Annotated in this window: 9 protein-coding genes; 5 read left to right on the forward strand and 4 right to left on the reverse strand. The window is 71.9% G+C overall.

Translation table 11 applies throughout. The features are described from left to right. Positions 1 to 25: 25 nt before the first annotated feature. From ACX1D3_RS03780 to ACX1D3_RS03800, 5 genes are all read left to right on the forward strand, one after another. Positions 26 to 883, forward strand: a complete 858-nt coding sequence (locus ACX1D3_RS03780; protein ID WP_458995652.1) for an oxamate carbamoyltransferase subunit AllH family protein — start codon at positions 26 to 28, stop codon at positions 881 to 883. Next, positions 880 to 2,433: an acyl-CoA synthetase FdrA gene (fdrA, locus tag ACX1D3_RS03785; RefSeq protein ID WP_458995653.1), complete on the forward strand. Its 1,554-nt coding sequence runs from the start codon at positions 880 to 882 to the stop codon at positions 2,431 to 2,433. Before ACX1D3_RS03780 ends, fdrA begins: the two co-directional genes overlap by 4 nt. Next, positions 2,433 to 3,860, forward strand: coding sequence for a YlbE family protein (locus ACX1D3_RS03790; RefSeq protein ID WP_458995654.1), 1,428 nt, complete (start codon positions 2,433 to 2,435; stop codon positions 3,858 to 3,860). Before fdrA ends, ACX1D3_RS03790 begins: the two co-directional genes overlap by 1 nt. Next, the gene (locus ACX1D3_RS03795; RefSeq protein WP_458995655.1) at positions 3,857 to 5,569 is read left to right on the forward strand and encodes a hypothetical protein; all 1,713 of its coding nucleotides are present in this window, start codon (positions 3,857 to 3,859) and stop codon (positions 5,567 to 5,569) included. Before ACX1D3_RS03790 ends, ACX1D3_RS03795 begins: the two co-directional genes overlap by 4 nt. A gap of 249 nt (positions 5,570 to 5,818) precedes the next feature. Then, complete coding sequence (locus ACX1D3_RS03800; protein WP_458995656.1) at positions 5,819 to 6,634, forward strand: SDR family NAD(P)-dependent oxidoreductase; 816 nt, start codon at positions 5,819 to 5,821, stop codon at positions 6,632 to 6,634. A 129-nt stretch (positions 6,635 to 6,763) separates the two neighbouring features. On the opposite strand, the gene ACX1D3_RS03805 is transcribed toward ACX1D3_RS03800, so the two are convergent. The 4 genes from ACX1D3_RS03805 to ACX1D3_RS03820 are packed head-to-tail and all read right to left on the reverse strand — an operon-like array spanning position 6,764 to position 11,593. Beyond that, positions 6,764 to 8,509, reverse strand: a complete 1,746-nt coding sequence (locus tag ACX1D3_RS03805; RefSeq protein ID WP_458995657.1) for a serine/threonine-protein kinase — start codon at positions 8,507 to 8,509, stop codon at positions 6,764 to 6,766. After that, positions 8,506 to 10,176: a hypothetical protein gene (locus ACX1D3_RS03810; protein ID WP_458995658.1), complete on the reverse strand. Its 1,671-nt coding sequence runs from the start codon at positions 10,174 to 10,176 to the stop codon at positions 8,506 to 8,508. The genes ACX1D3_RS03805 and ACX1D3_RS03810 overlap by 4 nt, the downstream gene beginning before the upstream one ends. Beyond that, positions 10,176 to 10,424, reverse strand: coding sequence for a hypothetical protein (locus ACX1D3_RS03815; protein ID WP_458995659.1), 249 nt, complete (start codon positions 10,422 to 10,424; stop codon positions 10,176 to 10,178). The genes ACX1D3_RS03810 and ACX1D3_RS03815 overlap by 1 nt, the downstream gene beginning before the upstream one ends. After that, positions 10,421 to 11,593 carry a serine/threonine-protein kinase gene (locus ACX1D3_RS03820; protein ID WP_458995660.1) on the reverse strand — a complete coding sequence of 391 codons (1,173 nt, stop codon included), beginning with the start codon at positions 11,591 to 11,593 and terminating at the stop codon, positions 10,421 to 10,423. Before ACX1D3_RS03820 ends, ACX1D3_RS03815 begins: the two co-directional genes overlap by 4 nt. Positions 11,594 to 11,757 lie beyond the last annotated feature (164 nt).

Consider the following 11,757-nt stretch of genomic DNA (forward strand, 5'->3'; position numbering starts at 1 on the left):
GCACGACAGGGTCGGGGCAGACGCAATGACGCGCACAGGCATCGCCATCACCGTGGACAGGGAGGTGTTCCCGTCCGCCACCGGAGCGGTGAGCATCCACTCCGTCTTCGCGACGGCGGCCAACCTGTCCACTTCGGCGGGCCTCGTCACCGTCGTCGCGGGGTCGCGGCCGGCTGGCCCCCGCACCGTCGTCGTCGACCTCCCCACCCTCGACGGCCTCGCCCTCCGCCCCGGAAACCAGGGCGAGCTCACCCCCGCCCGGCTACGGCTGGGGGACCACGAGTTCGACCTCACCCGGGCCGCCACCTGGCAGCCCGTCCCGCTCGACGGCCCGATCCTCCCGGCCGCGGTCGACGAGTTGGCCGCCCGGCTCGACGGCGTCCGCCTCGGCGACGGCCCGGCCGGCCGGAGCGCCGGGCCCACGCCGTTCGAGGAGGCGGTCGCGGCCGAGCTCGACGCCCGCACCCGCGAATTCGACGACGCCGTCGCCCGGCACCACCTCGCCGACGCCCGCGGTGCGGCGGCCCGGCTGCTCGGCCTCGGCCAGGGGCTCACCCCCTCGGGCGACGACTGGCTGGCCGGCTTCGTGCTGGCCGCCCACCACGCGCCGGAGACGCTCGGCACGGCCACCGCTGCCGTCGACGGCGCCGCCCGCCCGGGCGCCACCGTCGACGTGTCGCTGAGCATCCTCCGCAACGCCCTGCAGGGGCATGCCATCGACCCCCTGCACCGCCTCCTGGCGGCACTCACCCGCCCGCCGGGGCCCGGCATCGACGAGGCGCTGGCCGCGCTCGCCGACGTCGGGCACTCGTCGGGCACCGACATGGCACTCGGGCTGCTCTCGGCGGCCCACCTCACCACCCACCCGCAAGGAGCGCAATGACCACCCGCACCCTGATCAAGAGAGGCACCTACGTCGATTCGGTGTCGCTCATGTCGCTGTCCACGAAGGCGAACGCCCTTCCGGGCGTGACCAACGCCGTCGCGGCCATGGCCACCGCGATGAACAAGGAGATCCTCACCAACCAGGGCCTCCTCACCGACGAGATGGCGGCCCTGACCCCCGGCGACCTCATCCTCATCGCCGTCGCCGACAACGACGACAACGCCGACGGCGCCATGGCCGGCATCCAGGAGCTGCTCGAGCGCAAGCCCCAGGACGACGACGGCGACGTCACCTTCCGCACCGTCGCCTCCGCGGCCTCCGGACGTCCCGACGCGAATGTCGCGGTGATCTCCGTCAACGGCGCCTTCGCCGCCCGCGAGGCCCACGCCGCCCTCGACGCGGGCCTCCACGTCATGCTGTTCTCCGACAACGTGGCCATCGAGGACGAGATCGAGCTCAAGAAGAAGGCCCACGACAAGGGCCTGCTCATGATGGGCCCCGACTGCGGCACCGCGATCATCAACGGCGTCTCGCTCTGCTTCGCCAACAACGTGCGCCGCGGCCGGATCGGCATCGTCGGCGCCTCGGGCACCGGCAGCCAGGAGATGAGCGTGCGCATCCACGACTTCACCGGCGGCATCTCCCACCTGCTCGGCACCGGCGGCCGCGACCTCTCCACCCAGGTGGGCGGCATCATGATGCTCGACGGCATCGACGCCCTCGAGGCTGATCCGGGCACCGACGTCATCGTCGTCGTCTCGAAGCCCCCGGCGGCCGAGGTGGCCGAGAAGGTCCTCGACCGGCTGGCCCGCAGCGCCAAGCCCGTCGTCGTCTGCTTCCTCGGCGCCTCTGAGGAGCTGATCGCCTCGGCGAAGGCCAAGGGCATCGAGCTGTTCAACCGCACCAAGCCCGCCGCGCTGGCGGCCGTGCTCGCCGGCGGCGCCAAGGAGGAGGACCTCGACCTGCACTCGCTCAACTGGCCGCTCATCGAGGAGGTGCGCGCCAAGCTCACCCCCGAGCAGAAGTACATCCGCGCCCTCTACTGCGGCGGCACCATCTGCGACGAGGCCATGTTCCTCGCCATGGAGAAGTACACCGACGTGTACTCCAACATCCGCAAGGAGGCCGAGTACAAGCTGTCGGGCACCGAGCGATCGAAGGCGCACACGTTCCTCGACTTCGGCGAGGACGAGTTCACCAACGGCAAGCCGCACCCCATGATCGACCCCTCCAACCGCATCGCGCGGTTCGTCGAGGAGGCGGCCGACCCCGAGGTGGGTGTCATCGTCATGGACGTGGTGCTCGGCTACGGCGCCAACCCGGACCCGGCCGGCGTCATGCTCCCGGCCATCAGGGAGGCCAAGGCAAAGGCTGCCGCCGAGGGCCGCCACCTCGAGATCCTGGTCTACGTGCTCGGCACCGACGAGGACCCCCAGAACATGCAGGAGCAGGTGGCCAAGCTCGTCGACGCCGGCTGCACCTGGGCGTCGTCGTCGACCAACACCGGCCTGCTGGCCCGCGAATTCGTCTGGAAGGACAACAACTGATGAGCAGCATCGCCGGACTCCTCGGCACACCTCTGAACGTCGTCAACGTCGGCGCCGCCATGTTCGCCGAGGACATCAAGGCCCAGGGCGCGCACGTCACACACCTCGACTGGACGCCCCCGGGCGGTGGCCGCCCTGACGTGATGGAGGCGCTCAACGTCCTTTCCCGCAGCGACATCGCCGAGCGGATCAACGCCGCCAACGCCGTCGCGCTGGAGCGGATCGTCACCTCCCAGCCCATCCTCGTGGGCTTCGGCCAGGCCCTCGACGTGGTCCCCGGCATGACGAAGACCACCATCCTGCACGCCGGCCCGCCCATCGAGTGGGAGCGGATGGCGGGCGCCATGAAGGGCGCCGTCACCGGAGCGCTCGTGTTCGAGGGCCTCGCGAAGGACCTCGACGAGGCCTACGAGCTGGCCGGCTCAGGAGAGATCACCTTCTCTCCGTGCCACGAGCACCAGGCCGTGGGCTCCATGGCGGGCGTCACCTCGGCGTCGATGTTCATGCACGTGGTCGAGAACCGTCCGCACGGCAACTACGCCTACACCAACCTGTCCGAGCAGCTGGCGAAGATCCTGCGGATGGGCGCCAACGACCAGTCGGTCATCGACCGGCTCAACTGGATGCGCGACGTGTTCGGCCCCATCCTCCGCGACGCCATGGTCTCGGCCAAGGAGATCGACCTGCGCATGATGCTCGCCCAGGCGCTCCACATGGGCGACGAGGCGCACAACCGCAACAACGCCGGCACCACCCTGCTGATCCAGGCGCTCGCCCCGCACATCCTTGAGTCGGGCTTCTCGACCAAGGACAAGCAGGATGTCTTCAACTTCGTCGCCTCCTCGGACTACTTCTCCGGGCCGACGTGGATGGCCGCCTCCAAGGCAGCCATGGACTCGGCGCAGAACATCGCCGACTCCACCATCGTCACGACGATGGCCCGCAACGGCGTCGAGTTCGGCATCCGCGTGGCCGGCACCGGCGAGGGCACCTGGTTCACCGGGCCCGCGCAGGTGGTGGAGGGTCCGCTGTTCGCCGGCTTCACCGTCGACGACCGCGGCCTCGACATCGGGGATTCGGCCATCACCGAGACCTACGGCATCGGCGGCTTCGCCATGGCGTGCGCCCCGGCGATCGTCCCTCTCGTGGGCGGCACCGTCTCCGAGGCCATCGAATACTCCCGGACCATGTCCGAGATCACCGAGGGCTTCAACCCAGCCCTCACCATCCCCATCCTCGGCTTCCGTGGCACCGCCACGGGCATCGACGTCCGCAAGGTCGAGGAGACCGGCATCCTGCCGATCATCAACACCGCCATCGCGCACAAGGAGGCCGGCATCGGCATGATCGGCGCGGGGCTCACCCATCCGCCGGCCGAAGCCTTCCACCGGGCAACGCTGGCCCTCGCCGAAAGGTTCTCGCAGTGACCACCACCACCGCCTCCCCCCGCGCTGCGGGCCGGATGGCCCTCCCGCTCTGGCAGAAGGGCGACCTCGCCGCCTTCTTCGCCCTCTTCACCAACAACCTCACCAACCTGCTCACGGTCATCGCGCTGCTGACGTTCGTGGTGGGGCTACCGCACGAGATCGTCTTCGGGCGCATCGTCCCGGCGTTCGGCCTCGGTGTGTTCGTGGCGTCGTGCTCCTACGTGTTCTTCGCCAACAGACTGGCCCGCAAGCTCGGCCGCACCGACATCACGGCCCTCCCGTCGGGCCCGGCCGCGCCGGCGATCTTCACGATCACCTTCCTGGTCCTCCTGCCGGTCTACACCACCACCGGCGACGCGAACCTCGCGATCGGCATCGCGTTGGTGTGGGGCTTCATCGAGAACTCGATCCTCTTCGTGGGCGCGTTCCTCGGCGACTCCCTCCGCCGCGCCGTCCCGCGGACCGTGCTGCTGGCCTGCCTCGGCGGACTGGGCCTGCTGCTCCTGGCCATGAACCCGATGCTGCAGTCCTTCGCCACCCCCGTCGTCGCGTTCGTGGTGCTGGCCCTGATCTTCATCAACTGGTTCGGCAAGTCACCGATCTTCAAGAACATCCCCACCGGCCTGATCCTGCTCGTCGTCGGCACCGCCCTGGGCTGGGCCTTCGGCCTCATGTCGCCCGAAGCCATCCGCGAGGCGCTCGCCGGCGCCGGGTTCACCCCGCCGCAGGTGCACGTCAACGAGATCTGGGAGTACTTCGGCGTCGCGCTGCCGTACATCGCGTCGGCCGTCCCGCTGGCTCTGGCGAACTTCGTGTTCGACATCGAGAACATCGAGTCCGCGCACACCGAGGGCGACCCCTACCCCACCCGGCCGGTGATCCTGGCCGACGCGGGCGCCGGCCTCGTCGGCAACTTCTTCGGCAGTCCGTTCCCGGTCACCGTCTACGTGGGCCACTCGGCCTACAAGACCATGGGCGCCGGCGTGGGCTACACGCTGCTCAACGGCCTGGCCATGCTGGTGGTAGGCCTGTTCAGCCTCGGCAGCCTGCTGCTGTCGATCATCCCGCTCGCGGCCATCGCGCCGATCCTCATCTTCATCGGCGTCGTGACCGCCAACCAGGCGGTGCGGGAGACGCCGCGCATCGAGGTGCCGGTGATCTTCATCGCCCTGTTCCCGTGGATCGCCAACTGGGGCCTCACCCTGGCCGGCAACGTGCTGCGCGCCGTCGAGACCAACGCCGGAGCGGTCGGGTTCCCGGCGCTCGAAGCCACCGGGACCAACTACACGGGCCTCTACGCGCTGGGCAACGGCGCGCCGCTGACGTCCCTGATCTGGGGCTGCATCGCGATCTTCGCCATCCGTAACCGCACGATCGCGGCCGCCATCAGCGCCGGTGTGGGTGGCGCGCTGGCCTTCTTCGGGATCATCCACGAGGCCAGGCCGGTGCTCGGCGGGGAGCGGCCCACCAACTTCCTCATCGCCTACGCGATGGTGGCGGGGCTGTTCGTCCTCAAGTGGGCGCTGGACAAGCGTGACCCCGGGCTCGTCGACGGGCAGCCCCGTTACGATGCCCCGGCCAAGGCCGCGGTGGGCGTCGAGACGGCCGCCGTCGCGACCGCCGGTACCACCAGTGACCCGCTGGTCGACGGCACCGAGCGCGCCGCGGACGCCACGCCCGACGCGGAGGAGGGTCTCGCGCGTCGCTGACGCTCCGACCCCCGATACCGACACAGAGGCGGATCTGATGGCGTAGTCGCCACCAGATCCGCCTCTGGCGTGTCCGCCTAGATGCAGGAGCGGTCCATCGTGCTGGCTTGACGGCTCCCTGCCGCCCTGGGTGGTTTGAGCCGATGGATGGGTTCGACGAAGGGCCTCCGCGTGAGCTGAGCGCGGGCACCCCGTCGAACCCATCCATCGGCTCAAACCCCCCCGGCCGGCCCGGACACAATGGGGACCATGCAGAAGACCATCGTCATCACCGGAGCCAGCGACGGGATCGGGGCCGCCGCCGCACGGGAGCTGAGCCGCTCGGGCCACGCCGTCGTCGTCGTGGGGCGCTCCCCGTCGAAGACCAGGGCCGTCGCCGACGAGCTGGGCGCGCCGTTCCATGTGGCCGACTTCGCGGATCTCTCGCAGGTGAGGACCCTGGCGGCGGACCTGCTGGCCGTCCACCCCCGCATCGACGTGCTCGCCAACAACGCCGGCGCCATCATGGGGGAGCGGACCCTCACCGTCGACGGCAACGAGAAGACCTTCCAGGTCAACCACCTGGCCCCGTTCCTGCTGACCACGCTGCTCATGCCCGCGTTGGTGGCGGCCAAGGCCACCGTCGTCCAGACGTCCAGCGGAGCGGCCCGCGCCTTCGGCCGGATCGACCTGGACGACCTCCAGAACTCCCGCCGCTACTCGCCGACGAGGGCGTACGGCAACGGGAAGCTGGCCAACATCCTCTTCACGACGGAGCTGCAGCGCCGGTACGGGGGCGAGGGTGTCGCGGCGGTGGCGTTCCACCCCGGCGTGGTGGGCAGCAACTTCGCTGCCGAGACCAACCACCCCACGCGGATCTTCTACCACGGGCCGCTCAAGCGGCTGTTCACCGTCAGCAACGAGAAGGGCGCGGACCAGCTCGTCTGGCTCGCCGAGGGCCGGCCCGGGATCACGTTCGAGCCGGGGGCGTACTACGAGTCGCGGAGGGTGGCCAAGCTGCACCCGCAGGCGAAGGACGCGCGCCTGGCGAGGGAGCTCTGGGAGCGGTCCGTCGCACTCGTCTGACGGCTCCCTCCCGGCCTGGGTGTTGAGCCGATGGATGGGTTCGACGTGGGGCCCCCGCGTGAACTGAGCGTGGGTAACTCGTCGAACCCATCCATCGGCTCAAACCACCCCCCACCCCGGGGCCGGGGGCTACAGCGCCAGCGTCAGGATCAGGACCACGATCAGCGCCACCGCCATGAGGGCGACGACGCCCAGCACGAGCCACCGCAGCCCGCGGCCGAGACGGTCGGCCGGGTCGGCCCCCGGGTCCTGCCCGCCCTCGACGGCGAAGCGGAGGATGGCCGCGTCGGTGGCGTCGTCGACCACGGCGCGTCCGGCGCGGTGAGCCGCGGCGACCGTGGCCGCCGCGTCGGCGATCCTCCACCGCAGCGCCCGGGCGTCCCGCGGCATGAGGCCGGTGGGCAGGTGCCGGGAGCACTCCTGCAGGAAAGACGTCGCGGCCCGGCCGCCCGCCACGGCCGACGGGACCGTGGCCAGCAGTGAGGCCACGTCGTCCTCCAGGCCGCTCCCGGAGCGAGCCATCTCGACGGCGAGCGGGGCCAGCAGCCTGGGCTCGTGCCTGACCAGCTCGGCGAGGTATCCGGACCCCAGCTCCGCGGCCTGCCCGCTGGAGACGAGCCGACGGATCCGCCGCGGGTCGCGCTGCAGCGCCTGCGCCTGCTCGGCCGCGGTCAGCACCACCAACCCGGGCGCCGTCTCCGCGGTGAGGCCGAGGCCGTCCAGCCAAGGCCGCGCCTCCTTGAGCAGCGACACGTCCCAGCCGCTGGTCACGTCCTCGGCCAGCAGCACCAGCGCGTCGGTCTCCAGCAGGCCGGGCGGCAGCATCGGCGCCAAGCCCTTCCGCGCCCGCCTGCGCTCGAGCCGCACCAGGTGGCCCCACACCCCTGGCGCGTCCAGGCAGTCGACGGCCCCCCGCGACACCACCTCCGACGGGTGGGTCAGCAGCCGCTCGAGCTGCTCCAGGTCTGCCGTGAGCAGCCGCCGGGACAGGTCGCCGTCGGCCCACCGTCGGGCCTGCGGACCCTCGACGCGCCCGCGCACCAGCTGCAGCGCCTCCCCCGCGGTGAGCGGGCGTCGCCCCTCCAACTCCTCGAGCCACTCCGCAAGGTCCGCCGCCTGCGACCTCCGGCCGGGGTAGCGCCGCTCCGCCGCCTCGCCGAGCGCCCACGCCAGGCCCTCGGGGAGTCGCGGACCGCCGGAGCGGGCCTCCTGCGCGCGGGCCGAGAACGCCCGGAAGATGTCCGCGTGCCGGGCCCGCAGGGCCTCGGGCCACCCGCCGGAGATCACGGTCTCGCCGGCCTCGATGCGGCTGGCGGCCAGCGACGTGGACCAGGTGTAGCCCTGCGCCACCCCCTCGGGCAGGATCCGGCAGAGCCAGCCGAGGAGCTGATCCACCTCGCCCTGCCCGCCCGGCAGCAGGAGCACCCGGTTCGACGCGTCGAGGGACAGCAGGCCCGCCAACGCCCGCTCCACCTCCGCGCCAGGGGCCCGAAGCGTCACGCGGGGTCTGGCCGTCTCGCCGGGCGCCAGCCAGCCGTCGCGTCGGACCACCGGCAGTGATCCGGTCAGGCAGTCGAGCAGCGTGCCGCCGCCGGCCAGGACGGCCAACTGGATGGCGCCCGCCGGGCCGTACTGACCCGACGACCCCTGGACGACCACCACCCACGAGCGCAGCCGGGGCGAGTAGCGGTACGTGGCGACGGCGATGCCCTCGGCCTCCGTGGAGCCGCCGACGGCGAGCTGGGGGTACAGCGGCTCCAGGGCCGCGAACTCCGCCGCGACCTGGGGAGGGAGCGAGGGAGAGCTGCGCTCGGGGTCCGGGCGGAACCCGCCGCCGCGGTCCGAGCGCGTCGAGACCAGCCAGTCCTGGGTCATAGCCCGGGCTCCTGGAACAGGACCGCCATGAGGTGCAGCAGCCCGGCGTTGGAGGGGATCACGGCGTCGGGATCCCCCACCTGGCGGACCCGGCCGTCGGGGGTGACGAACTCGCGGGTGCAGGTGAGCACGAAGCGCACCGCCGCGGTGCCGTTGAGGGTCGAGATGAGGTTCCTGCCGAAGTCCGCACCGAGCAGGGCCGAGGCGAGGACGGCGCTCACAATGTCGCGGGCCTGCAGGACCGAGCCGTCGGCCCCCGCGAACCAGTACCGCTCGGAGGTCTCGACGGCCACCTCGCGCCCGCCCACGCTCAGCGGCGCGAACGAGTCCGTCGCCACCAGCCCCCAGAAGTTCGCCGGATCCCCGAAGTGCTCCAGGACGGCCAGCGCCACCTCGCCGGCCAGCCGCGCGCGCTCGTGCCGGTCCGGCTCGTCGACGAGCCCACCGAGCAGCTGCCGCGCGGAGGCCGACATGTACCCGGGGTCGAAGTGATCCAGCGCGGCCAGCACCGAGTCTGCCGCGGCGCCCTGGAAGTCCTTCGCGGCCTCGGGGCGGCGGAAGGCCCACGCCCAGCGCCTCAGCGCATCCGGCTCGCCGGCCGCGACCGGGTTCCTGACCAGCGCCCGGTGGATGGCGTCGCCCTTGGACAGCGCGATGGACAGCCTCGCGTGGCCCATGGCCGTGAGGTCGCCGTCGCTCATCAACAGCACCGAGCGCAGCAGCTCGTGCGCCTGTTGGCGCGTGGAGGCGAACACGCGGCCGGGCTCGCCGCCCCGCACCCGCGAGCACGCCAGCCGCTCCGGATCGGTCAGCTGGTGGTAGACCGACGACAGCGACAGCGCGTCGAGGACGCCCAGGAAGTGGTGCGAGTAGTTCAGCTGGGCCTTCTCCGTGCGGCCGAGCTTCGCCCCGCCGTCGCCCAGCTGGGTCAGCCGGTCGATGATCTCGCCGGGCAGGTCCACCAGCGCCGTGGTGACCTGCCGCCCGCCGTGCGAGCTGCGGAACAGGTACGGCGCCCGGGTGTTGCCCCAGATGCGTGCGCGGTAGTCGATGGTGGTGGGGTCCGGGTTCTCCAGCAGCAGCGCCTGCCGCAGGACGTACTCCAGCCGGTCCCCGGCCGCGACATCGTCGCTGATCGCGCCCAGGTAGGTGGTGAGCCGTTGGCGCGCCGTCTCGCGGTAGTCCGCCGTGGGCTCGATGCTCCCGGTGGTGAACCGCTGACCCATCTCCGGGGTCAGCAGGCGCCGCACCCGGCGCTCCTGGCCGGGCAGGATCTCGGGCGCGCCCAGGTGCGACGGCGGCAGCACCTCCTGCCACAGCCCGCGCACGATCTGGGACTTGCCGCCGCCGGTGGACCCCAGGATCTGGACGACGGTGGGGTCGTCGGCGGCCTCGGGGCCCGGCTCGTCGCGGGTGGTTGATCCGACGACGGCCCTGATCAGGCGCATCGCGAGGTTCGGCGGGGGCGCCGCGGGCTGCGTCACCCGGCGCATGTGGCCGTAGCGGCAGATCTCCCAGCTGTCCGTGATCGGTTCGTCCGGGCGGAGCGTGCCCTGCGCGATGTCGCGGTGGCGCAGGCGGTACGAGCCGCCGTCGGGCCGGCTGCTGATCTCCAGCACCAGCCAGTCGCCCTGCTCGGCGCTGCACAGCGGGCACGGCCTCCCCATCAGCTCACCATCCCCCACAGCCAGAAGACGAGCAGCAGGACCAGGAAGGTCAGCACCGCGCTCAGGACGGTGACCAGCGTGGAGATCCGGTGCACCTGCCGGTCCACGTCGTCGAGGTAGGTCGACAGGCGTGCGGTCACCTGATCCGAGCGCCGGCCCGTGCGCCCGGTGAGCGCGCCGAGCTCGTCGCGGGTGAGCTCGAAGGGCGTGACGAGGCCCATGAGATACGCGGTCAGCCGATCTATCACTGGCCCAGCACCGCCAGGATCCCCATCATGCCCGCGAGTGTCGCGGCACCGGCCCCGATCGCCACCCCGACGAGGAGCGCGCGCGTGACGCGCTCCCTCACCGTGGAGGCCACCGACGCCATCACCACCTCCTGGTAGGCGGCCTGGGGGCGGTGCGCGCCGGAGCGCAGGGCGCGCCTGGCCTGCTCCGCGACCACGACGTGGGCGGCGGGCATCTCGGCCGGCACCTGCCCGGGCACCACGCGCGCCGGATCGATGCGGGTGTCTCCGCGCAGCGCCGGGGTGGTGGCGCCGCCGTCGACGACGGTGATCTCCTCCCGCGCCACCTGGGCCGCCGTGATCGCCTCGGCCATCTCGTCGGCGGTGGCGAAGCGGTCCTCCCGCCGGGGCTGCAGCGCCTTTACCACCACGGCGTCGAGGAACTCCAGGCCGGGATCGTCGGCGCGGACGCTCGGCAGGACGACGGCGGGCCGCGCGCCCGTGGACGCCTCCAGCGCGCCGAACGGCAGGGAGCCGGTGAGCATCCGGTACATGAGGCAGCCGACGGAGTAGATGTCCGAGCGCGGGTCCAGCGGCTGGCCCAGCAGCTGCTCCGGAGACGCGTACTGGGGGCTGCCGGGCTGCAGGCCGGTGAGCGTGACCGGCGCGTCCGAGGAGGACTTGGCGATGCCGAGGTCGATGACGGTGACCCGTCCGTCGCCGTCGATCATCACGTTGCTGGGCTTGATGTCGCGGTGGAGGATCACGTCCGCGTCCGAGTGCATGGCCTGCAGGCCGGCCAGGATCTGCAGCGTGATGCCCACCACCGCCTCCGCGGTGAACCGGCGGGTGTTCCTCAGCATCTCCTGGATGGTCTCGCCCCGGACGTGGTCCATGACGATATAGGGGTGGTCCTCGTGGGGCCCGGCCCACGGCGCGGGGCCCGTCCCGGCGTCGCGGACTCGCACCACGTTGGGGTGCTCGATGCGCGAGAGCAGCGCGCGCTCCCGGTTCAGCCTGGCCCGGAAGGCGCCGTCGACGCTCATGGCGCCGGTGGGGAACTTGACCGCCACCATGTCGCCGTCGCGGCGGTCCACGCCGGTGTACACGTGGGCCATCCCGCCGCGTTTGGGCGCCTCGTCGTTCAGCGCGTAGCGGTCCGCGACGACGAAGCCGGCGTGCTCCGTCATAAGGCCCCCTGCTGGTCTCGGATGTCTCGTCCCCGATGGTACCGCCGTGGTCGAAGCGGGAGCCGGCGCGAACAGGGCATTTTGTCCTGCCGCGACACTCCTGGCCAGGGCCACACACCCCCGCCCCAGCGTCAGATCCATGCCCGACGGCGGCGCGGGTCCGC

The organism is Tessaracoccus yangjingae (assembly GCF_054483935.1).